At 70.2% G+C, this 23,324-nt stretch carries 18 protein-coding genes; 3 read left to right on the forward strand and 15 right to left on the reverse strand.

From position 1 onward, the window contains the following. The first annotated feature begins 160 nt into the window (after window positions 1-160). A complete protein-coding gene (locus AC5L30_RS21175; protein ID WP_494869319.1) occupies window positions 161-1,489 on the forward strand; it encodes an alpha/beta fold hydrolase in 1,329 nt (442 codons plus the stop codon). A 65-nt stretch (window positions 1,490-1,554) separates the two neighbouring features. Here AC5L30_RS21175 and AC5L30_RS21180 read toward each other — a convergent pair whose 3' ends face one another. Then, window positions 1,555-2,775 (reverse strand): MFS transporter, encoded by a 1,221-nt coding sequence (locus tag AC5L30_RS21180; RefSeq protein WP_494869320.1) that lies wholly within the window; start codon window positions 2,773-2,775, stop codon window positions 1,555-1,557. A 41-nt stretch (window positions 2,776-2,816) separates the two neighbouring features. Here AC5L30_RS21180 and AC5L30_RS21185 point away from each other — a divergent pair, with 41 nt between their 5' ends. Next, a complete protein-coding gene (locus AC5L30_RS21185; RefSeq protein WP_494869321.1) occupies window positions 2,817-3,926 on the forward strand; it encodes an ROK family protein in 1,110 nt (369 codons plus the stop codon). An 88-nt stretch (window positions 3,927-4,014) separates the two neighbouring features. On the opposite strand, the gene AC5L30_RS21190 is transcribed toward AC5L30_RS21185, so the two are convergent. Both AC5L30_RS21190 and AC5L30_RS21195 read right to left on the reverse strand, forming a co-directional pair. Further along, the gene (locus tag AC5L30_RS21190; protein WP_494869323.1) at window positions 4,015-4,398 is read right to left on the reverse strand and encodes a MerR family transcriptional regulator; all 384 of its coding nucleotides are present in this window, start codon (window positions 4,396-4,398) and stop codon (window positions 4,015-4,017) included. 298 nt (window positions 4,399-4,696) lie between these two features. Continuing rightward, the gene (locus AC5L30_RS21195; RefSeq protein ID WP_494869324.1) at window positions 4,697-5,947 is read right to left on the reverse strand and encodes a L,D-transpeptidase; all 1,251 of its coding nucleotides are present in this window, start codon (window positions 5,945-5,947) and stop codon (window positions 4,697-4,699) included. 388 nt (window positions 5,948-6,335) lie between these two features. Between AC5L30_RS21195 and AC5L30_RS21200 the strand changes: the two genes are divergently transcribed. Then, window positions 6,336-7,472 (forward strand): DUF1996 domain-containing protein, encoded by a 1,137-nt coding sequence (locus AC5L30_RS21200; protein ID WP_494869325.1) that lies wholly within the window; start codon window positions 6,336-6,338, stop codon window positions 7,470-7,472. Between the two features lie 127 nt (window positions 7,473-7,599). Here the strand turns inward: AC5L30_RS21200 and AC5L30_RS21205 are convergent, their stop codons facing one another. The 12 genes from AC5L30_RS21205 to AC5L30_RS21260 form a co-directional block, all read right to left on the reverse strand. Beyond that, window positions 7,600-8,043 carry a peptidase inhibitor family I36 protein gene (locus tag AC5L30_RS21205; RefSeq protein ID WP_494869326.1) on the reverse strand — a complete coding sequence of 148 codons (444 nt, stop codon included), beginning with the start codon at window positions 8,041-8,043 and terminating at the stop codon, window positions 7,600-7,602. 371 nt (window positions 8,044-8,414) lie between these two features. Next, entirely contained in the window at window positions 8,415-9,392 is a 978-nt protein-coding gene (locus AC5L30_RS21210; protein ID WP_494869328.1) for a hypothetical protein, read from the reverse strand. A gap of 32 nt (window positions 9,393-9,424) precedes the next feature. After that, window positions 9,425-10,954: an OmpL47-type beta-barrel domain-containing protein gene (locus tag AC5L30_RS21215; protein WP_494869330.1), complete on the reverse strand. Its 1,530-nt coding sequence runs from the start codon at window positions 10,952-10,954 to the stop codon at window positions 9,425-9,427. An 8-nt stretch (window positions 10,955-10,962) separates the two neighbouring features. Next, window positions 10,963-14,901 carry a ThuA domain-containing protein gene (locus AC5L30_RS21220; RefSeq protein ID WP_494869331.1) on the reverse strand — a complete coding sequence of 1,313 codons (3,939 nt, stop codon included), beginning with the start codon at window positions 14,899-14,901 and terminating at the stop codon, window positions 10,963-10,965. 23 nt (window positions 14,902-14,924) lie between these two features. Beyond that, complete coding sequence (locus AC5L30_RS21225; RefSeq protein WP_494869332.1) at window positions 14,925-15,929, reverse strand: multicopper oxidase domain-containing protein; 1,005 nt, start codon at window positions 15,927-15,929, stop codon at window positions 14,925-14,927. A gap of 583 nt (window positions 15,930-16,512) precedes the next feature. Beyond that, the gene (locus AC5L30_RS21230; protein WP_494869334.1) at window positions 16,513-17,325 is read right to left on the reverse strand and encodes an amino acid ABC transporter ATP-binding protein; all 813 of its coding nucleotides are present in this window, start codon (window positions 17,323-17,325) and stop codon (window positions 16,513-16,515) included. A 5-nt stretch (window positions 17,326-17,330) separates the two neighbouring features. Further along, window positions 17,331-18,125 carry an amino acid ABC transporter permease gene (locus AC5L30_RS21235; RefSeq protein ID WP_030490316.1) on the reverse strand — a complete coding sequence of 265 codons (795 nt, stop codon included), beginning with the start codon at window positions 18,123-18,125 and terminating at the stop codon, window positions 17,331-17,333. Window positions 18,126-18,204: 79 nt separating this feature from the next. Beyond that, window positions 18,205-19,023, reverse strand: a complete 819-nt coding sequence (locus AC5L30_RS21240) for a basic amino acid ABC transporter substrate-binding protein (protein WP_494869336.1) — start codon at window positions 19,021-19,023, stop codon at window positions 18,205-18,207. A 176-nt stretch (window positions 19,024-19,199) separates the two neighbouring features. Further along, window positions 19,200-19,877: a hypothetical protein gene (locus AC5L30_RS21245; protein WP_494869338.1), complete on the reverse strand. Its 678-nt coding sequence runs from the start codon at window positions 19,875-19,877 to the stop codon at window positions 19,200-19,202. Between the two features lie 111 nt (window positions 19,878-19,988). Continuing rightward, a complete protein-coding gene (locus AC5L30_RS21250) occupies window positions 19,989-20,900 on the reverse strand; it encodes a sulfotransferase family protein (RefSeq protein WP_494869339.1) in 912 nt (303 codons plus the stop codon). Window positions 20,901-20,903: 3 nt separating this feature from the next. Further along, window positions 20,904-21,923 (reverse strand): sulfotransferase family protein, encoded by a 1,020-nt coding sequence (locus AC5L30_RS21255; RefSeq protein ID WP_494869340.1) that lies wholly within the window; start codon window positions 21,921-21,923, stop codon window positions 20,904-20,906. After that, complete coding sequence (locus AC5L30_RS21260; RefSeq protein WP_494869341.1) at window positions 21,920-23,203, reverse strand: glycosyltransferase; 1,284 nt, start codon at window positions 23,201-23,203, stop codon at window positions 21,920-21,922. The genes AC5L30_RS21255 and AC5L30_RS21260 overlap by 4 nt, the downstream gene beginning before the upstream one ends. Window positions 23,204-23,324: the final 121 nt, after the last annotated feature.

Below are 23,324 nucleotides of genomic sequence, written 5' to 3' on the forward strand. Positions count from 1 at the left end.
ACCGGCCAGCGGCTCGACCAGGCACTCACGAGCAACCTGACCGGCCCGCTCACCCTGCGCGACACCGGCTTCGACCGGAAGGTGTGGACCATCGCGCCACGTCCTGACACGATACTTGCGCTAGCAGTGCAAATACTTCGTCCGTCCAGGTGGAGGATCGATGCACACATCTCGCCGGTGGCTGCTCTCCGTGCTGGCCGGGGTCGCCCTCGTGGCCAGCCTGTCCGCCGTCGCCGTTCCACGCGCCGCCGAAGCCGCCGCCACACCGACGTACCGTCCAGTGATCTTCGTGCACGGCAGCGCGGGATCGGCGGCGCAGTTCGAGACCCAGGCCAAACGGCTGGCCAGCAACGGCTACCCGATCGACATCATCGAAGCCCACGAGTACGACTCCCCGAACGTCGCGACGATCCTGCCCCAGGTGTACGCGGGGCTCGACGCACGGATCTCCCGCCTGCTGGCAGCCACCGGCGCGGACCGGGTCGACCTGCTCGCGCACTCGCTGGGCACCTTCGTCTCGCAGGGCTACCTCAGCAGTTCGCCGGAGCGCGCCGCCCGGGTCGCGCACTACGTCAACCTGGACGGGCGCACCGCGACCTCCCCGCCGGGTGGTGTGCCCACTCTCGCGATCTGGGGCGAGGGCGATCCGGCCCGCGCCATCGTCGGCGCGACCAACGTCCGCCTGCCGGACCAGTCCCACACCCAGACCGTGTCGTCGGCGGAGTCGTTCGGCGAGATCTTCCGGTTCCTTCAGGGACGCACGCCCCACACGACGCGGATCGTGCCCGAACTCTTCGGCGCCGCCCGGGTCTCCGGCCGCGCCGTGCTCTTTCCGAGCAACGTCGGTGTCACCGGTGCGACTCTCGAGGTCTACCCGGTCAACCCGCTGACCGGCGGCCGGCTGTCCCACCGGCCCGCGCATCGGCTGTCGCTCGGTGGCGACGGCTCGTTCGGCCCCCTCCCGGTGCTCGCCACGGCCCGCTACGAGTTCGCCATCGTGCGCCCCGGCACCGCGACGCACCACTTCTACTTCCAGCCGTTCCTGCGCTCGGACTCGTTCGTGCGCCTCGCGACCAGCGAGCCGGGTGGGGGCCTCAGCGCCCTGGTCGACACCAGCGACCGGCACACGGCGCTCACGATCCAACGCCAGAAGGAGTGGTGGGGCGACCAGGGCGACGCCGGCGACCACCTCTGGATCAACGGCAGGGATGTCCTGAACGCGGCGAACACACCGCGCGCCAAGCGGACGATCGGCATCTTCGCCTTCGACGACGACAGCGATGGCGTCACGGACCTGACGGCCCCGTTGCCGGAGTTCTTCAGCCAGACCTTCATCACCGGCATGGACGTCTTCATCCCGGCGACGCCGGCACACCTCGGCCTGGTGCGGATCACCGTGGGCCAACGCGGCGGCGGCTACGAGGTGATCAACGTGCCCAACTGGCGATCGAGCACCGACCGGGTGACGGTCAGCGTCGACGACTTCTGACCGCGCCTCGCGGGCGCCCCGGCCACCCAGGTCGAGACGGTGGCCGGGGCCCGCTCGCGCACCCGTCAGACGGTGACCGGGGCCCGCTCGCGCACCCGTCGCCCGACGGCGAAGCTGACCACTCCCAGGATCAACCCGACGACCGCCAGAACGACGCCCACCCGGGCCGGCGCGAGGTAACCGAGTCCGGCGGCGATGGCGACGCTGCCCAGCGCCGCGCCCAGGCTGTTCGCGATGTTCATGGCCGACTGGTTGAGTGCCGCGCCCATCAGTTGCGCTCCTGGGGCGACGGTGATCAGTCGCGCCTGCAGGACCGGACCGAGATAGAGGCTGGTCGCACCGACCAGGAACGCGCCCACGAACAGGCCGACGCGGGTCGACGCCACGAGGCTGAACACGGCGATGCTCACGATCATCGCCACGAAGCCGATGACCGTGCTCCGCTGGAGGTCGCGGTCCGCCAGCCAGCCGCCCAGGGCGTTGCCGACTGTCATCCCGAGACCCACCGCTACCAACGCCCACGGCACCGTCGCGGCGGAGAGGCCGGTGACGTCGGTGGTGACCGGAGCGATGTAGGTGTTCACCGCGAAGAAGCCGGCGAAACCGACCGCGCCGGTCGCGGCGACCAGCCAGACCTGCGACGTCCGCAGCGCCCGCAACTCGGCGGCCGGCGAGCCGTCGACCGCCGCGGCGACCTCCGGAACGACCGCCAGCACCGCCAGCAGGGTGAGCAGGAAGAAACCGGCGATGACGAGGTACGCGACCCGCCAGCCCGCCGCCTGCCCGAGCCGCGTGATGAGGGGTACGCCGACCAGGTTGCTCACGGTCAGACCGCCGAGCACGGTGGCGAAACCACGGGCCTCGTTACCGGGGCCCATCAGGGTCGCCGCGAGCAGACCAGCCGCACCGAAGTACGCGCCGTGCGGCAGCGCCGCCGCGAACCGGGCCACCAGCACCAGGTCGAAGGTGGGGGCGACAGCGGAGGCGACCGTGCCGACGGCGAACAGCACGAGCAGTCCGAGGACGAGCTTCTTGCGGGGCAGGCGCGCGCTCAACGCGGCGATCAGCGGCGCGCCGACGACCACGCCGAGCGCGTACGCGGTGATCATCCAGCCGGCCCGGGCGACCGCGTCCGAGGACGACTGCGCGTACTCGTGCGGGAGCAGACCGCGGGCGATGTCGGGCAGCAGCCCCATCGCCACGAACTCGGTCAGGCCGACCGCGACGCCGCCCAGTGCCAGGGCGGCCAGCGCCGCCAACCGTCGACCGCTACTCAACTCGATCACCGAAAAAATTTAGCAACAGCGTTGCGTAATAGGGTGGTGAGATGACTCGCGTCACTGCCGACGTCACCTTCCTGCGCGGCTACAACCAGGCACTGGTCATGGCGGTGGGGCGTACCGCTCGCACGTTCGAGCGCGCGACAGTGGTCGAGGCCACCGGCCTGACCCCACAGGCGGTCTCCAAGGTCATCGCCCGGCTGACCGCCGACGGCCTGATCCGCCCCGCCGGCGTGCGGCGTCCAGGCATCGGCAAGCCCGCGGTCGTCTACGAGCTCGTCCCGGACAGCCGGTACGCGATCGGCGCGCACGTGGCCCGGCGCACACTGCGGCTGGTCCTGGTCGACCTGGCCGGCACCGTGCACCACTCGGCGGTCAGCCCGCTGCCGCGCGACTTCACCCCGGGGCAGCTCCTCGACGCCCTGAGCGCCGGCATCGACACGATGGCCGGCATCGACGATGTGCGGGGCCGGCTCATTGGGCTGGGCATCGGCATGATCGGCCCACTCGACCGCGCCAACGGCCTGGTCCGGGACGCTCACGGCCTGCGGCACTGGCACGACGTACCGCTGCGCGAGATCGCCGAGAAACACCTCGGCCTCCCCGTCCACCTGGACAAGGACGTCACCGCGGGGATCACGGCGGAGGCTTGGCGGCACGGCGCGACCTTCGGCGACGCCGCCCTCATCATGGTCGAGTCCGGCATCGGCGGGGGCTTCTGGCTGGGCGGCGCGGCCCACCGGGGGGCGCACACCAACGCGGGCGAGTTCGGCCACACGGTCGTCGACCTGACCGGGCCCCGCTGTGTCTGCGGCCGGCACGGCTGCCTGGAGATCGTGCACCACCACGCCGCCGAGGCCGGGGACATCGCACACGCCGCCCGCGTACTGGCCGTCGGCGTCGTCAACCTGCTCCAGACCCTCGACCTCGCCCACGTGGTGCTGGCCGGCGCGGACCTCCTCCGGCATTCGCAGACCTATCTCGCGGCGGTCACCGAAGCCGTCCAGGCGGACGTACGACGCGCGGACTGGCTCAGCACGAGGGTGGCCCTGTCCAGCCTTGGCGCGGACGTGATCGCCGCGGGCGCGGCCATGCAGGTCCTCGACCAGCACTACGGCATCCCGGAGCTGGCCCATTCCTTGATCGTTGGCAACTGAGCAGCTCGACACGCCGAGCGCCGCCCTGCTGAGCCGCCACCGATCGCCGTGAGGCCGGCCGGCCGACGGGGACGAACTCGCCGCGCCGCTACGCCACCGCGGCGCCGGTGTCCGTTCGGGTGCAGCCACTGGCCGGGCTCTCGCTGAGCGCGATGACCTCGTCGAGCCGCTTGCGCGCCTGCCGAAGTTGAGTGATCTGCAGATCGATGCGGTCGCGTTCGGCGCGGAGCATGGCCCGCGACTGTGGTGTGTTGACCTTCGCGTCGACGCAGGGCAGCAGGTCCAGGATGGTTCGGCTGGACAGGCCGGCTGCGTACAGCATCTGGATCAGATACACCCGGTCGACCGCGTCGTCGAGGTAGTGGCGCTGGCCGCCAGTGCTTCGTGCGGCGGTCAGCAGGCCCTGCTCCTCGTAGTAGCGCAGGGCCCGCACCGACACCCCGGTCTTCGTGGCGAGTTCCCCGATCCGCATGGACCCCTCCCCCAATCGATGACGCCAGTCACACAACCTTGTCCCTTACGTGAACGTCAGGTTTTACCGTAGCTCGCATGGGATTCTCAACGTCCTGTCGGCGATGTCGTGGTTCTCCTACCACGGGGCCAACGCCTACGGCGTGGCGAAGGCGGCCGAGTGGAGCCTGACCAACGGAGTCCGACTGGAACTCGCCGGCCAGGGGACCCTCGTGACGGGCCTGCACCTGGGCAGCGCCGACACCGACATGTCGGCCAGCTACGACGGCGACGAGATCAACCCGGCCGACGCCGGTGGTTCAACCGCCGGAGGCGGCCGGCCCCGGCGTCGGCGGGCCACCAGCGACCGCACGCGCGGGCGGCGCGGACGCCGGGGCCGTCCGGAGATCCGCGGGTACGGGCAGAGCGCTGCCCTTGACGAACTGGCCCCAACTGGTGTTCCAGGCCGTCCAGCCGTTGCCCGACTGGAGCCGGACCTCGGTGCCGGTGAAGGTGACCAGGTCACCAACCTGGGTGACGCCCATCAACCAGTCGGCGTTGGCCGCCGAGATGTTCGTGCAGCCGTGCGAGACGTTGCGGTGTCCCTGATCCGACACCGACCAGGGTGCCCCGTGGATGAACTCGCCGCCCCAGGTGAGCCGTTGCGCGTCCTTGACGTTCACCACGTAGCCGCCGTTCGGCTCGCCGCGCGTGTCGAACGTGGTGTGCTGGTACTTCTCCATGATCACCATCTTGCCGCTGGACGTGGGGGTGCTGCGCTTGCCGAGGCTGACCGGGATCTTGCGGATCAGCTTGCCGTCCCGCAGCACACGCATCTGCTTGGTGGCGTTGTCGACTTCGAGCGCCACCTGCCGTCCGATCCGGGACGTCGCGGTGCGGTCGGCGTCGCCGATGTGGCTCTTGCCGATCGGCAGGCCCGCCAGGCCGGCCCGGACACTGATGGTCGTGCCCGGCCGCCAAAAGTCGGGAGCCCGGTAGTAGACCTGGCTGCCGTCGTCCACCCAGGACCAGACGCCCGGCTGGGGCGGGTTCGTGGTGACGAACAACCGGCGCTGCACGTCGGCGCGGGCCGCCCTGGCGATGGGCGGATCGAAGCCGATGGTCACCGGCATGGCCGTGCCGTACGTCTGCCTGTCGGCGACGTACAGGGTGCTGGTCACCTGCGGCTTCGTCGACGCCGCCGCGGTGGTGAAGGTGGTGGTGCGGGTGGTGGTCCGCCCGGAGTCGCCGGTGGCGGTCACCGCCGCGGTGTAGGTGTGCTGCGGCCGCAACGGAGCGGTCGGCACCCAGGCCGAGCCGTCCTCGCGTGGCTCCGCCCGGACCAGCGTGCCCGTGTCGTCGACGATGCGCACCGCAGTGATCTTTCCGCCCGTGACGAGCGGAACCACCTCGGCGCTGAGCGGCACGTTCCGGGACAGGTCGGCGGGCGTGAGGGTCAGTTCGGGCGATGGCACCACCCGCTCGGCGGGGCGCACGGCGGGCTTCCGCTCGGTGGTGCACCCGCCGATGACCAGCGGTGTCGCCGCGACGGTCACCGCCACGAGTGCCATGCGCCTTCGTAACCCCATCCAACGTCCCCCGGCTTCCGTGTGCTCCGTGGCGGCAATTCTCTCCGCGTCGGCGGCACCCTGCGCTGTTTCCGGGAATCACGCAACGAAGGTGGGAACGTTCGGCACCGCACGCGGTCCGGGCCGTCGGTTGCGCTTCCCCTTCGCCGCGCGGACATGACTCGACGAAAGAGCAGAGTGCCGCCGCAGCCCTCGATTACAGTTTTTGGAGAAGAATCAGAGAATTGAGATTGAGTCGACATCGCAGCGACTCCACAAACCTGACCAGGCAATCGCTGAGCGATATTTAAGGGAGAATTAACCGTTTCCGTTGGAAACGAGCAGGGGGGCGACTCGTATTCTTCGTGCTCGGAAGAAAGGTGCTCCCCCGTTGATAAATCTCCGATCCACCCCTCGTCACCGTCGTTCCGTCACCGCCCTGCTGCTGGTGAGCGTGGCGCTCGCCGGCGGATGCAAGGAGGCGCCGGGCGCTCCCGGCGCGTCCGGCCCGTCCAGCGACACCGGCATCGGCTCGTCCGGCCCGGACGCGCCGACGGCCACCACCCCCGGCGACCCGTCGGCCACGCCGAACGCACCGGGCACCTCGGCCACCCCGTCCGCGCCGGGCAAGCCGGGAACCCCGGCGACCAGCGCCGCCCCGCCCACCGCGTCCGGCGGCTGGATCACCATCGACGCCGCCGCGCAGGCCGCCGCGACGAAGGCGTTCTTCGCTCGCAAGCCCAAGCCGGTCACCGGCAACCCCGTCAAGGTGCCCGAATTCAACGTCGGCTGTACGACCAGCCACCACAACAGCGACGACCCGATCGTGCTGCCCAATCTCGTGGGCGGCTCGCACAACCACACGTTCTGGGGCAACAAGTCGACCGACGCCAACTCGACCGCCGAATCGCTGCGGGCGTCGAAGGCGACCACCTGCAACTCGCCGGACGACCAGTCCGCCTACTGGGTGCCGACGATGTACCAGAACGGCAAGGTCGTGGACCCGAAGGAGGTGACCGTCTACTACGGTTCCCGCCTGAAGGATCCGAGCAAGACCCAGCCCTTCCCGTTCGGCCTACGCATGATCACCGGTGACGCCAAGAACCAGGTCGACACCCCGGACAAGCAGGGCAACCACTTCTGGTGCGCCGGCATCGGCGGAGAGGTCGGCCGCAGCGCCGACAAGACGTTCCCGGTCTGCGCCAAGACCGCGAACATCGTCCGGCAGATCACCTTCCCGGACTGCTGGGACGGCAAGCACCTGGACAGCCCCGATCACAAGGCGCACATGGCCAACGGGGACCACACCGGGGCGTGCCCGAAGAGCCACCCGGTGCCCGTACCGTCGGTGTCCTTCGTGATCTCGTACCCGTTGAGCGCGAACACGGACGGCATCACCCTCGCGTCCGGCACGTCGTTCTCCATGCACGCGGACTTCTTCAACGCGTGGAAGGACGAGGCGCTCGCCGCCCGGGTGCGCAACTGCCTCGACCAGGGCGTGAAGTGCAACTCGGCCGGTAACTTCTAGTCGACCCGGTACGACGGCGGCGGCCGGTCACCCCTGGGGGCGACCGGCCGCTGTCGCATCGGACCCCGACCTGCGCACCGATGGTGTGGCAGCCTGACCCACACCGTGAACGTTCATGGTCGGAGCACTAGCAGGGCTTGGCGTACCAGTACGGGTCGAATTCCACCCAGCTTGCGCCGGCTCCGTCGACGAAGCCGTGGGCTTCATTGCCGTTCTGGTCCAGCAGATAGGCCCAGTAGCTCGGAGTCTGGTTGTTGTAGACGGACCCCCAGCCGTTCCAGTTGAACAGCGCGTAGTTGCCACAGGCGTAGATCACGAACATGCGGCCGCGGAAATCGCCCTCGGTGTAGAGGCACAGGGCCGTGTAGGGGCAGGAGCCAGCGGCCTGCGAGGAGATCCCGGCAACGCTTGCGTTGTTGTTGTCGTCGGGGCCGGCCTGGATGGCCTGCGCGGAGATTCCGGCAACGCTCGCGCGGTTGCTGTCGTCGGGGTTGGCGTGGGCGGCCGAGGGCACCGTGAGGGTGGCGACGACAGCGGCGAGTGCGGCGATGAGGAACAGCCGTGGTTTCATGCGACTACAGTGACTAATACATCGCATTGCGTCAATAGATTAGATCTGTGGGGAAAATAACGCATGCGTCCCGTTCTCGTGAATCGGGCTCGTGCAACCCACCCCACCCTCAACAACGAACACAGCCGCTACCGAGGGTGGGACCACAGCACACCGTCCGGACGGATACCACCCGGCGTGTCACCAACCTGGTGAACGTTCATGGACAACGCACTAGCCCGCCCTGTCGATGTGCTGGTGAGCGGTATACCTCAGAGGTATGAATATGACTCTGAGGTATACCGCTCACTACCGCATCCGCCCCGACGGAGGTGACCGACGGTCATCGCCGGCCGCCGCCACCGCCCCAGCCGGGGTTGGGACCTACTCGTCTAGAGCCGGGCGGCGCCCGCCTCGGTGGCCTCCTGCACCGCCGAGGTACGGCGGATCTCGGCCCGCTGGTCGCCGGCGTCCTCCCGGTCCGGGCCGGCCACCCGGGCCGACCGGTTGGTGGTCGCCGCGGCCTGGTCACCGGTCACCCCGCCACGGATCCGGTTGTTCGCGGCCACCTGGGCGACCGGGTCGTTGGACGTCACCGCCAACTGACCGTTGATGATGTTGTCGTCGACGGTGACGCCACCGGTGGTGCTGGTGATGCTCACGTCCCCACCCCAGTAGCCGCCGGAGGCGCAGCTGTCGAGGGTGCCGTTCGGGCCGAGCTGCACACCACCCAGGTTGCCGGCGAACGTGGCCCGACCCTGGACCGCGCTGCCACACACCACACTGCCGGTGGCGCTGTTGAGCACCGACAGCGTGCCGTCGACGAACGAGTCATGCAGATCGGTGTAGTAGGTGCCGGTGCTGCTGAGGTTGCGCTGCACCTGGGTGCCACGGTCGAGCCGGACCTCACCGGCACTGACGTTGACGTGCCCGGTGACCGTCGACGCCTCGGCGAACAGGAAGCTGTCGATGGTCGTGGAGCCCTTCGCCCGCACGGTCACGGTGCCGGTGCGGGCGTCCTTCAGGAAGATCCCGTACCCCCCGGCGGCGAGCACCACCTGGCCGTCGACGGTCGTCTCGGTCGCGTCGAGGTACCCGTCGGCGGCGACACGTACCTCACCGCTGACCCGGCCACCGGTCACCACCAGGTTGCCGCCGGCCGCGACGGTGACGTTGCCGGTGATCGTGGTGCCGGTCAACGCACAGGACTCGCCGGCGGGCACGAGCAGGTCGTTGGGCACGGTCACCGCGCCGCCGGTGCCGATGCAGTGGGTGACCAGGTCAGCGTGTGCGCTGGGCGCCACGGCCAGCACCGAGGCCGCGATGACGGCGCTCACGGTGGCCAGCTTGGCGACGGTACGTCCGGGCATCGTTGTACTCCCTGTCGATGAGGTTCGAGGACTCATGCGCCGACGTCCGATCGGGCCGCGGCCCGGACGATGGCGCCCTGCTGCCGCCGGTCGAGCGTGCCGCCGGTCACGAGCGCGGCGGTGACCGCTTCGACGTGCCGGACGAACGCGGCGTGGCCGGGGTAGTCGGCGTGTTCGTCGATCAGATCGTTGATGGTGCAGCCGTCGCCGGCGTCCACGTTGGCCACACCGCTGTCACCGCCGTCGATGATCACGGTGGCCCGGGTGTCCGAGTCGGGGCAGCGGTCGGTGCCGTCGGCCACCACGGTGAACGTCGTCGACTGCTCGGCGGAGGAGTTCCCCGCCGTGTCGGTCGCCCGGTACCGCAGGGTGTGCGCGCCGGGTGCGCGGACGGCGACCGGAGCGGCGTACGCCGTCCAGCCTCCGGTGTCGAGCGCGTACTCGATCGTTGCCACTCCCGACTCGGCGTCGGTGGCGGTGACGGTCACGGTCGCGCCGCCGACGTACCCGCCGTCGTCGTTGCGGTCACCGGCGACCGTGGCGGCGACCGTGGGTGGGGTGGTGTCCTCGGCCTGCGGCTCGACGACGGTGAAGTGGGCCATCTGCTCGGCCGACGTGTTGCCGGCGACGTCGGTCGCCCGGTAGTGCAGCATGTGCATCCCGGCCGCGTTCACCACGATCGGGTTCGTGTACGCGGTGAACGCCGCCCCGTCCAGCGCGTACTCGATGGTGGCGACACCGGATCCACTGTCGGTGGCGGCCAACGTGGCGGTGGCCGTACCGATGTAGTTGCCGTTGCCGTCGCGGTCGCCGGCCAGTGCGGCCGTGACCACCGGCGGGGTGGTGTCCTCCTCCCCCGGCTCGACGATCCGGAACGCCACCGAGCCGACGGCGCTGGTGTTGCCGGCCTGGTCGGTGGCGCGGAACTGCACCGCGTGGTCGCCGATCGCGGTCACCTGCACCGGCCCCGTGTACGGGTGGAAGCTGGTGTCGTCGACCTGGTACTCGACGGTCTGCACCCCCGAGTCGGCGTCGGTGGCCGTCACGGTCACCGTGGCCGCGCCAACGTAGTTGCCGTCCTGGTCCTGGTCACCGGAGACCGCGGCGGTCACGGTCGGCGCGGTGGTGTCGCCGCCTCCGCCGCCGTCGGTGACCACCAGCTCACCGACCATCTCGCTGTGGCCGGGGATCGAGCAGAAGTACCGGTACCGGCCCGGGGTCAGCGTCACGGTCGCCTGGTGGCGGCCGTTGTTGGCGTCGAACGGGCTGGCCAGGATGTTGAGGGTGACGTCGTGGTTGTAACCCTCGGTGCTGGTGTCGAAGGTCAGGGTGTGCGGCATCCCGGTGGTGTTGCCGGTGGCCGCGCTGTTCTCCCAGATGATCGTGGTCGCCCCGGCCACGGCCGTGGTGGGCGCGGACTTGTAGCGGGTGATGCTGTCGTCGGCGGTCCAGGTCAACACCTGGTCGGCGGCGACGCGCGGGGCGGCGGAGGCGGGCGTTGCTGCCAACGGGATCACCGTGAGCAGGAGCGCCGCCAGCGCGGCCGTCAGTCGTCGGGTCATCGTCTCTCCTAGAGTTCCCGCGCGCGGACGTTGCGGAACTCGGTCAGGTCGTTGTCACCGTGGTTCTGCAGACCGATGAAGCCGCGCAGGAACTGCCGCAGATCGGTCGGCGGGTCGCCGGCACGCGACGACTGCTTGCCGGGCGTGTTGTCGAACTCGTTGATCACCACACCGTTACGGATCATCGTGTAGTGCTGCCCGACGACGCGGATCTCGTAGTCGTTCCACTCCTTCTTCGGCGTCACGCCGGCCTGGGCCAGCGGCACCGGGTCGAAGTTGTAGACCGAGCCGGTCTTCTGCGGCTCACCGGTGTCGCCGTCGTAGATCTGGATCTCGTGTCCGCAGTAGATCGCCACCCACGCCTGCGAGGTCCGCGCCGACCCGACCGTGCCGCAGCTGTCCGGTGGGCGCTGGTCGAGCGGGATGCGCGGGTCCGGGAACCGGGTGAAGACTCCGGTGTTGGCCCGGCCGGTGCCCGGCGCGATGTCCCGGAACTGCAACTTCAGCGAGAAGTCGCCGAACTCCTTGGTGTGCCAGAGCATGCCCAGGCCACCGCTGGAGCGCAGGGACCCGTCCGGCTGAATGCCGAACGATCCCGACGGCGCCTGCTGCCAACCGCGCAGCGACTCCGCGGTGCCGTCGAAGAGCGGCTCGTAGCCGGTGTGGCCGTCCCGACCGATCTCGGACGCGGCGGCCAGGCGGGTGAGGGTGCCCGCTTCGCGGGTGCTGAGCAGGTCGTCGTCCTGCAACGCGCGGGCCACCGCGGTGACGTGCCGGACGAAACCGTTGTGGTCGGCCCAGGTGCTCTCGTCGTCGATCAGGTCGTTGGCCGTGCAACCCTGCCCGACCGTGCGACTGGGCACCCCGGTGTCCGTGTCGCCGAGCCACACCGTCGGCCGGTCGTCGGGCACCGTGCAGCCCACCGTCACCGTGCTCTGCACCGTCGTCGTCTCACCGTCGGCGTACGTGACGGTGAGCTTCGCGGTGTAGGTGCCGACTGCGGCGTACGTGTGCCGGGGGTCCGCCTCGGTGGAGGTGGCGCCATCACCGAACTCCCAGCGGTGGCTGACGCCGCCCGAGCGGGAACCGGTGAAGGCGATGGTCAGCGGCTTGTTCTGCACGGCGGTCGAGGTCGCCGCCGGCACCGGGGTGGGCGCCCCGCCGGTGTAGGTGATCCGGATCAGCTTCTGGTTCGCGTGCAGGCTGAAGAAGCCGCCGCCGTAGTCGAGCAGGTAGAGCGCGCCGTCCGGGCCGAACTTCGCGTCCATCCAGCTCTGCAACCGGGTGTCGCCGTTGCCACCCGGGATGATGGCCCGCAGCGACTCGGCGTACACCGGTGGGGCGGCCTGCGGCACGCCGGCCGGGTCGACGGTGACCGCCACCCGGTTGGCGGCGTTCGACTGGTCGCCGATGAACCACTTGCCGTCCCAGTGCTCCGGCCACGCCACCCCGCTGGTGGTGTCGACGAGGCTCCGGTGGTACGTCGGGCCGGACATGATGGCCTGCCCGCCGCCGCGCAGGTACGGCTGGGTGTAGGTGGCGTCGGCCGCCACGTAGGTCGGCAGGCCGCTGCCGTCGGTCCGCTTCGGGAACACCGGGCCGCCGCCGTCGGGCGAATACCAGATCATGTTGTCCCGGGCCGCCGGGATGTCCACCAGTCCGGTGTTGCGCGGCGAGGTGTTCGTCAGGTTGTCGCAGTCGTACCAGCCGGTCAGCACTGTCGCGTCGGTGTTGCTGCGGTCGCGGTACGGCTGCCGGTTGCCCATGCAGTACGGCCAGCCCTGGTTGCCGGCGGAGGTGATGATGGTGGCCGTCTCGTACTTCGCCGGGCCCAGGGTGGGGCTGGGCGACGAGGCGTCCGGGCCGACCCAGCCGGCGGTCAGCCACTGGTGCACCGGGTCGATCTGGAGGCGGGCGATGTTGCGGACGCCCATCACGTAGATCTCCGGCCGGGTCTTCTCGGTGCCCGGTGGGAACAGGTTGCCCTCCGGGATGGTGTACGTGCCGTCCGGCTCCGGGTGGATCCGGATGATCTTGCCGGCGAGGTCGTTGGTGTTACCCGACGTGCGGCGGGCGTCCTGGAACGAGATCCCCTGGTACTCCTGGGTCCAGTTGTTACCGGCGTAGCCCTGCGACCCCTCGGAGGAGTTGTTGTCGCCGGAGCCGACGTAGAGGTTGCCCTTGGCGTCGAACGCCATGCCGCCGCCGGCGTGGCAGCAGCTGTGGATCTGTACGGGGAACTGCAACAGGTCCTTGCGGGTGGTCTGGTCGATGGTCTGCGCCTGACGGTCGTAGGTGAACCGCGAGACGGTCCGCTGACCGACCCGCTTCACCCGGTCGACCGAGTCGTGCGGCATCCAGTAGACGTAGAGCCAGCCGTTGTCGGCGAACGCGGGGTCGGGCACGATGCCGAGCAGACCCTCCTCGTTCTTGACCAACTCGGAGCCGCTGCCCCGGTTGCCCATCACCTCCAGGGTGGTGAGCAGCTTGACCTGCTTGGTGCGCGGGTCCCAGGAGTGGATGGTGCCGCAGCCCAGGCCGACCTTCGGGTTGTTCCAGTCCGCGATCGGGCCGCTCGGGCAGGCCGCCTTGCCGACGTAGAAGACCGTGCCGTCCGGCGCGATGGTGAGACCGTGCGGCTCGCCGATCTGGTCCAGCTGCCCGGTCTGGTTGGCGGCGGTGAGTCGCTCCACCTTGTAGTTCGCGGCGATGGTGGCCTGGCAGTCGCCGCGTACCCGACCGGTGGTCCAGTTGAGGGCCCCGGCGAGGTGCGTGCGGAACGCCTCCTCACCGTAGCTGCCCTCGGTGTGGCCCATGCCGGTGTAGAACGACCGGCCGCCGTCGTAGTCCCGGCACCAGGACACCGGGTGGAAGGCGCCGTTGGCGGCCGCCCCCGGGTTGTAGTGCCGCTCCTCGACCTGGGCGAGCGTGTGCACGGTGCCGATCGGGTTCGGGTCCCAGTTCTCCCAGCGGTCGGACCGGGTGATGGTCATCGGCAGCGACGCGCTGGCCGGGTGCTTGCGGTCCAGGATGTTCACCACCGCGCGGTTCACCGCGGGCGGCTCCGGGGCGGTGGTGCTGCCGGTGAAGAGACGCAGGTCCGCGAGCTGGACCAGCGGCTCACCGCTGTTGGCGGTGACGTTGAGCCGGTAGCGCGTGAACTCCTGTGGCGCGGCGATGTCGAACCGGCGGGTCTGGTACCGGTCCGGGAAGGTCTGCCCGGTGCGCCGGTCCAGGTCGGTCCAGCTCTGACCGTCGGTGGAGCCCTGCAGGGTCCAGTCCTTCGGGTCCCGACCGGCGGAGTCGTTGGCCGACGTGAGCGCGTACCCGGTGATCTTCTTCGGTGCGCTCAACTCGTACGCCACCCACGCGGTCGGGGTGCGGACGAGCCATTTCGTGTTGGCGTCGCCGTCGGTCAGCTTCTCCTTGGTCTCGTTGGGCGGGTTCTCGCCGCTGGCGGTCACCCGGGCCACCGGCTCGGCCACCGGGATGGCGCCGGCCGGGCGGGTGCCGATCAGCCCGGTGAACCAGGTGGAGTCGACCTGGGCGCGGGCGGCGTCGGCGATGCCGACGAAACCGCCGCCGGCCTTGACGTAGCTCTGCAGCGCCGACTCCTGGTCGCGGTTCAGCGCGGCGCCCGTCGCGGACAGAAAGACCACGCTGCGGTACGCGGACAGCCCGGCCGCGGTGAAGGCACCCGGGTCCGTGGTGGCCGTGACATCGATGTCATGAACGGCACCAAGCTGTTTGATGGTGTCCACCGCGCGAGAAACCGGGTCCTGCTGCTCGGCCACCGGGCCGTGGAACACCAGGACCGCGGCCTGCTGCGGCTGCGCCGCCTGCGGGGCAGCCGCCGTTCGGGGTGCGGCCGCAGCCGCCGTCGTCGCCGGGAGCAGTGTCGCTAAGGCCGCTACCGCGGCGAGGGTTCGTCGTAATTTTCGGGTCATGCCCGTCCCCACTTTCGGTTCGGTCAGCTTCCGTGCGTGTGGGTGTGGCCCTGGAACCGGTGGATCGCCTCCTCGGCGCCCGGCGGCATGCTGCCGTCGGCATTGCGCACCAGGAAGATCCCGGCCATGCCGCCGTCGGAGTGCGTCTGCACGTGGCAGTGGTACATCCATGCGCCGGGTCCGACGCCCTCCCCGGCCAGCACCTGGAAACCGAACGAGCTGCCGGGATTGAGGTCCTTGTTGTCGACCACCAGGCTCGGGTCGCTCGGTCCCTCCAACATGCCGGTGCGGTTGTCCGCCCAGCGGTGCGCGTGCAGGTGGAAGGTGTGGAACAGGTTGCCGTGGCCGATGGCGATCCACTCGACGCGCTCGCCCAGGTTCGCCTCGAACATCGGGGTCGCCGGAGCCATCTTGTTGTTGATCATCATGTCGTGGAACACGGCCGTGAACTGCTTCGACGGCAGGATGTCGCCACGGCGCCGGACGATCAGCGCCCCGTACAGTCCCTTCGCGACACCGCCGGTGCCGTGGTCGGTGCCCATCGCGTGATCGTGGTAGTGCCAGTAGCCGGCGCTGCCCGGCATGTACCGCCGGCCCGCCGCGGCCACCATCTCGTGGGAGCGCCAGACGTACGTCCGCGTCTCGCCGGGATTGTTGAATGAGGCGTTGAACGGGCTGCCGTCGGATTCGGTGCTGTAGTCCACCCCGTGCGGATGGATGGACAGCCGCTGGGTGGTGGTGTTGACCAGGGTGATCTCCAGGGTGTCACCCTCGTACATCTCCAGGATCGGGCCCGGAACGGTGGCCTGACCGGGCGCCAGGCCGTACCCGAACAGGTTGCCGGGCAACTGTTCGGCGTAGATGGTGATCTTTTTGGTGACACCGGCGGCGGCCCGGGCGGGGCTGCCTCCGAACGCGGTGCCGATCGCTGGCGCGGCTGCGCCCAACGCCCCGGCGGCGAGCGCGCCGGTGGCGATCAGCGATCTGCGGGACAGGTGGCGGTGAGGGCCACCAGCGTGATCGTCCATGGGTCTCCGTTCCCGACCGGGCGAAGACGCGACGAGGGCAGGGTGCATTGACCGCCGAGCTCGGGCGGTGGCACGACTGAGGGTGAGGCTCGTCGCGGGCTTTGCTCGGAAGACTCAGAACTTTCGATGGATGACAGCAACTTATGTAATCCATCGACGAAAGTACAGCTCTGATTGCAAAAAGATTGCCTTGACATCACGACGTCCGTCGATTGACATGAAGCTGACACGCAGGGCCGGGGGCGCGGCTACACCGACGTCGACGTCTCGGCCGTGGCGTGGGCATTGTGTGGAGCGCGCTGCGAGGCTCGCCACCTCTGGCCGCGGACGCCGACCTGTGGCACCGGCGGAGTGTGGCTGGGCCGGCACCTTCGTCAGGGCGGATGCGGCTTTGAGCGGTATACCTCAGAGGCATATTCATACCTCTGAGGTATCCCGCTCCTCGGCAGATCGACCTGGCAGACCGACCGAACGCACGGTGAAGGCCGCCAGGTACCTCAAGGTCGAGGTGTCCCTGCGTCGACACCTGCCATTCGTCAACCGTCGGTTGGGAAGGTCGCGCGTCGTGCGCCCGTACGAGCGGCTAGTCGGGCACGCCGGGCGGCGCGGGCGACTGGTCGGGTTGACCGAGCTGCGCGACGTGGGTCGGGTCGAGGACCCGGGAGAGGAACGCGCGGGTCCGTTCGTGCTTCGGCGCGCCGAGCACCTCCTGCGGCGGGCCCTGCTCGACCACCACGCCACCGTCCATGAAGACGACCCGGTCGGCGACGTCGCGGGCGAACGCCATCTCGTGGGTGACCACCATCATCGTCATGCCGTCCTCGGCCAGCTTGCGCATGACGGTGAGCACGTCGCCGACGAGTTCCGGGTCGAGCGCGGAGGTCGGCTCGTCGAAGAGCATCAGCTTCGGCTCCATCGACAGCGACCGGGCGATCGCCGCCCGCTGCTGCTGGCCACCGGAGAGCTGCGCCGGGAAGGCGTCGGCCTTGTCGGTCAGCCCGACCCGCTCCAGGTTGGCCCGGGCGATCCGCTCGGCCTCGGCCCGACCCCGCCGGAGTACCCGGCGCTGGGCGATGGTGAGGTTGTTCAGAACGGTCAGGTGCGGAAACAGGTTGAACGACTGGAAGACCATGCCGATGCCACGACGGACCGCGTCGATCTCGACGTCCGGGTCGGTCATCTCGACCCCGTTCACCCAGATCTTGCCGGATGTCGGCTCCTCCAGCAGATCGACGCAGCGCAGCAGGGTCGACTTGCCCGAGCCGGACGGCCCGATGACGCAGACCACCTCGCCCTGGCCCACCTCGAAGTCGATGCCCTTGAGCACCTCGAGCGGCCCGAAGGACTTGTGCAGGTCGCGGATCTCCACGGCGGGGCGGGATGGGGTGGTCGTCATGGGGGTCACCGAGCCTTGGCGTAGCGGAGTTCGAGGCGTCGTACCACCTGCGACAGTGGCAGGGTGATCACCAGGTAGGCGAGGCCGGCCACCAGCAGCGGGGTGGCGTTCACCCGGTCGTTGAGCATGTCCCGACCGAACTTGGTGATCTCGATGGTCTGCGCCGTCACGCCGAGCACGTACGCCAGCGACGAGTCCTTGGTGAGGAGGATGAGCTCGTTGGTCAGCGGCGGGATCACGATCCGGAACGCCTGCGGGATGACGATGGTGCGCATGGCGGTGAAGTGCGACATGCCGAGGGTCCGCGCCGCCTCCATCTGCCCCTTCGGCACGGCCTGGATGCCGGCCCGGATCGTCTCCGCCATATACGCCGCGGCGGTCAACCCGAGGCCGATCGCGATCGAACCGAACACCCCGCCCGGAATCTCGCGCTCCGGGAAGGCGATCGGGATGCCGTACCCGACGAGGAAGAGCACCAGCAGCGCGGGCAGACCCCGGAACAACTCGATGTACGCCGTCGCCACCCAGCGGTACGGCGCCACCCGGGACAGCCGCATCAGCGCCAGGATGGTGCCGAACACCAGGCCGAAGGCGAACGCGCCCAGCGTGTAGAGGACGGTGTTGCGCAGCGCGACGGTGATGATCGTCGGGAACATCGACTTGATGATGTCGACGCGGAAGAACGCGTCGGCCAGCCTGTCCCAGTCCGCGGCGACGAGCACCGTGGCGATGATGGCGATGAAGACCAGGTACTGGAGCCCGAGGGACAGCCGCTCCCGCTGGCGGCGTCGCAGCTTCACGTTCGCTCGTTGCCTTCCCGGAGGTTACCGACACGGAGGGCGCGCGGGACGCGCGCCCTCCGGTACTACGCGATGCTGCTCAGGCGCTCGGCCGCTTGCCGATCCACTTCTCGTAGATCGTGTTGTAGGTGCCGTCCTGCTTGGCCTTGGCCAGCACCTCGTTGATCTTCTTGAGCAGCTCCGGGTTGGCGTCCTTCTTCACCGGGAAGCCGTACTGCTCGCCGGTGTCGAACTCGGCGGCAACCTCGAACCCGCCCGGGTTCTTCTTCAGGTACTCGGTCCAGACCGGCAGGTCGTTGATGGCGGCCTCGACCTGGCCGTTGGCGACGGCCTGCTGGAGGGCGGCGAGGTCCTCGAACTCGACGAGCTTCAGGCCCTTCTCCGTCTCGAGCTTCTTGGCGTAGTCACGGCCCGTGGTGGCTGCCTGGACGCCGAGCTTCTTGCCCTTGAGGTCGTCGAGCGACTTGTACGTCTTGCCGGTCTTCACCAGCATCGCCTGGGTGGCGTCGAAGTAGGGATCGGAGAAGTCGATCACCTTCCGCCGCTCCTCGGTGATGGTCATGCCGGCGGCGGCCGCGTCGCACTTGCCGGTGTTGAGGTCCTGACCCGACTTGATCCCCTCGAACGGGGTGTCGATGATCGTCTGCTCGACGCCGAGTTCCTTGGCGACCAGGTCCATGATCTCGACGTCGAAGCCGGTCACCTTGCCGCTGGCGTCCTTGGACTGGAACGGCGGGTACGGCAGGTGGGTGCAGACGGTCAGCTTGCCCGCCGCGACCAGCTTGACGCCGCTGGCCTGGACCTCACTGTCGTCCTTCTTCGCGCAACCCGCGGTCAACGCGAGGGCGGCGACGGCCACGACGAGGCCGGCCTGACGGACGGCGCTTGGGAACCTCACGGCTGTGTCCCTCCGATTCGGCTTCCATTGCACAGAAAGCCAATCTGGTTTATAGACTTTGCGATAAGCGACCGTACCCGATCCGGCACGCCGGCCCCAGATCACGTTGCGATCGCTCGGCGGACGCGGCACGCCGACCGCCGCCGGCAAACCCGACACTCAGGCAGCAACGTGCCTCAGCCACCGGTTCCCTCGGCCGCCCCGTCCGGGGTGAGGGCCCCTTCGTGGGGGTCTGTGTCCAGGAACACGTGTTGGTGGCCCTGGCCAGCATCGATGCTGATCTGGTCGAGCTGGGTCGCCGCGACCGACCAGATCGTGGCGGCCTCGGCCGCCTGCCGCGCGGTCACGTCCAACAGGGCCCCACGTTGCGCGGCCGGAACCCCGGCGGCCAGCGCGTAGGCGTCAACGGCCAGCGACGCCTGCTGGACCGCTCCGCGCAAACCTCCGCGCGCCACGTTGGTGGCGGTGGTCCCCGACGGCGGGTCGGCGAACGGCTCGGCCGCCTGGCGCATGACCTCCTGCCACTGGCGCGCCTTCGCCGCGTCCGGCGCACGTCCGGCGGTCGCCTCCGTCTTGATGGCGGCCAGGACCGGCGCGACCTGGTCGCGGACGCGTCGGGCCGTCTCGATCAGCTCCACGATCTGCTGGGCGTCCCGCTTCGCCTCGTCCTGCTTGATGCTCGCGATGGTCGCCTCGGTGGCGTCCGGACGGCCCAACTGGTAGCCGACCAGCCCACCCAGCAACGCGGTGACCAGTGCGATCACGCCCGCGACGGCCGCGAAGCGCGCTGTGCGGCCTTGACGCCCGTCGGCCTTGTCCAACAGGTAGGAGGGTCGGCCAGTGCGGCGCGCCATCGCATCTCCTTACATCGATGATGTGGAGGCCAAAGATTAGCCGCCACTCGTGACGTCCGTCGATAGCACCGCCGCCGCGCGCAACGGCACGGTCGTGCCGGCAAGAAGTCCCTAGACCGGGTAGCCCCACTCGGCCAGCGACTTCTCCAGCACCCGTTCGATCGCGGCGAGCTGCGTCGGGCTGAGTTCGTCCCGGTACGCCTCCGCCCGGCCCACCGTGAAGTCGTACCGGGAGAAGCCCTTCTCGAAGGGGGCCGACCAGCTCAGGCCGAGGAAGTCGAGCATCCGGCCGACCTGCTCGCGGGGCTGCTCCACCAGGTCCTCGTAGCGCACGTCCAGCCACTGGTCGTCCGGGTGACGCAGCCGGGCCTGCCCGAAGGCGTCCATCAGCATCTTCCAGCCCAGCGCGGCGAGCACCTGGAAGGAGCGACCGGACTCGACCCACTCCTCACGCAGGTCCGACGGGAGCGGGCCGTAGATCCAGTTGTCCGGCCCACGCCACCCGTCCCACCAGCCCATCTGAAGCCACGAGTTGGCCACCGCCCGGCCGTCACGCACCACGTTGACCACCCGCAGCTGCGGGTACGCGGCGTGCAGCAGGCCGGTCCGGGGCCACCCGGTGACGTGCTGCACCAACTGCTGACAGCCCTGCCGCGCGATCCGCTCATCGAAGAAGGCCCGCAGCCGCCGGGCCACGAACGGCGTCAGGTCCTCGGCCACCAGGTCCCGGCACGGTCGGGAGAAGCCGGCGAGCACCTGCCGGTCGAGCAGGTGGTACGCCTCCGACGGCGCCACCCGGAGCCGGCCCCGCTCCAGCATCCGTCGACTGTGTCGCAGCGAGGTCATCCCCGCCGGGCGCGGCGCCGAGCGCCGGTAGAGCGCGCCGTTGAACCTGCCCTTGGGGTTGAGCCGGGCGAGTTTGTCGTCCAGGCCGGAGACGAAGCCGACCGCGGGATGCCGGGAGAGCAACTCCTGGACCAGGGTCGAACCGCAGCGACCGGTGCCCACCACCAGTGAGAGCATCGTTCAGCCTTCCTGCCGGGTGGCGGGGGACGGGGAGACGGCCGGGTCCACGGCGAGGCGGGCGGCGGCGGAGGTGGCCGCCGGGCGGCGCAACGGATAGCCGAACCGGGTCAGGGCCACGGCGGTCAGCCCGGTCACCACGGCGTACGCGCGGGTGGACAGCCCGGTCAGCCACTCGGTGTCGGCGACCACGTCGACCAGCCCGGTGCGGTGCCGCGACGGATTGCCGGCCACCGAGTGGGTGGGGGCGAGCCGTACCGTGGCCGGTGTCGGGAACGGAAGCTCGTCGGGGATCACGCCGACGAAGCCGGCGATCCGAGCGGTGGTGCCGGCCGGGTCGGCCACGAAGTCCTCGTACCGCACCCGCAGGTAGCGGCCGGGCGCACGGCGGCGGTCGCCCCACAGTCGTACGGTGGCGGTGTTCCAGACCAGCCAGAGCAGCGCGGCCTTGCCGACGGGTGGTCGGCTCATCAGCTGGTCGTCGGCGCGCCCGTCCAGCGGGCGTCGGCGACGCCAGGAGTACGCGGTGGCGCGGGGGTCGCGCACCACGTGCAGGACGTACAGGTCGATGCCGGGCAGGTTGCCGAGCAGGGCGCCGTACGGGGGCAGCTTGGAGGAGTCGACGATGACACCGTCCGGCCGGCCGGCCAGGGCGTGTGCGGCGATCGAGGCGTACAGCCGGGCCAGCTGCGCGTCGTCGGGGTGGCCCGCGACCGGCGGCTGCCCCCGACGCTGGCGGCGCAGCAGCGCGGGCAGCCCGCGCAGCCGCAGCCGCTGGGCCAACCCGGCGGCGATCCCGGCCGGGTCGGCGTCGGTCAGGTCGGCGCGCACCCGGGTCCAGAGGGGGCAGTCGGCCACCGGTGCGCCACAGCCGCAGGGCCGGTTCTCCAGGATGCCGCGCCGCCACAGGTACCGCAGCTCGCCCGCCGCGAAGAAGCCGGGCACCTGGCCCAGCACAGTGGTCACCAGCGTGCTGCCACTGCGACCGCTGCCGGCGAGGTAGAGCACCCGCACCGGGCTCACCGGGCCGCTCCCCCACCGGCGGCGGTCCGGCCGGCCGGCCGGCGCGACGGCAGCGCCTCGGCGGCCTCGGCGTACAGCCCACGGATCCGGTCCAGGTGCCGGTCCGGCGCGAACCGGGCGGCGATCTTCGCCCGGCCGGCCCGACCCATCCGGTACGCCCGCTCCGGGTCGGCCAGCAGGTCGTTGAGCGCGTCGCCGAGGGCGGTGGGCGCGTCGGCGGCGACGACGCGGCCATCCACCTCGGGCTCGACCAGCTCGGGAAGCCCACCCAGGTCGGTGGCGACCACCGGCACCCCGCAGGCGAACGCCTCCAGGACCGCCATCGGTTGGTTCTCGTGCCACCGGGACGGGACGGCGACCACCGCCGCCGACCGGATCAGCTCGTGCAGGCGCGGCTTGTCGAGACGGCCGTGGAACCGGACCCGGCCGGGCACCCGCCGCGCGGCCAGCGCCTCCAGCTCCGGGCGGGCCGGGCCGTCTCCGGCAATGTCCACGCTGACCCCGACCGGCAGCCCGGCGGCCGCCTCGATCAGCACATCGACACCCTTCTCCGGTGCCAGCCGGCCGGCGAAGACGACACCGCCGCCGGGCGTCTGCTTGGCCGCTACGCCGGTCAGGTCGACGAAGTGGTTGACCACCCGCAACCGGTCCGGGTAGACGCCCGCCCGGCGCATCACGTCGGCCAGGAACCCACTCGGGCTGACGAAGAGCTGCACCGGGTCGTACGCGTCGAGCCGCCGGTGCAACCAGGACTCGACCGCGAGCAGTCCACTGCGGGACAGCGATCCGTCCTTGCAGCGGCGACGGGCCGCCTGCAACGGGCCGCCGGTGACGCACGCCTGGCAGGGGCGGCCCCGGTCCAGCAGCTGGTAGCTCGGGCAGGCGAGCTTGTAGTCGTGCATGGTCAGCACGCACGGCACCCCGGCGGCGCGGGCCGCGGCGAGCACCGACGGGGAGAGCTGGTGGTAGATGTTGTGCAGGTGCAGCACGTCCGGCCGAAAATCCTCGATCACCCGGGCCAGCCCGCGGCGGCTCGTCGGTGACCACAGCATCCGGCCAACGGCCACCGCGCGGGGCCGCACCCCGCTGGGCGCCGGCTCCAGCTCCACTTCGGACGGGAATCGCGCGGCGTACGGCAGCGGCGACGCGTTCTCCGGGTGGCTCATGCCGAAGTAGGCGACCGTGTCGCCCGCGGCCCGTTGCAGGTCGGCGAGGTCGAGCAGATACCCCTCGGCGCCGCCACGGCGGTAGAGGAACTTGTTCACATGCAGCACGCGCATCGACTCGCCCTGCTCACGTCGATCGGGCGAACCGGGCCCGGAGGTGATGACCGGGGTCTGCCCGCCCCGGCCAGGGCCCACGGTATGCAGGGCGGGTCGACGAGTCCAGCTCACGTTTGGC

Source organism: Micromonospora sp. BQ32, assembly GCF_059358895.1.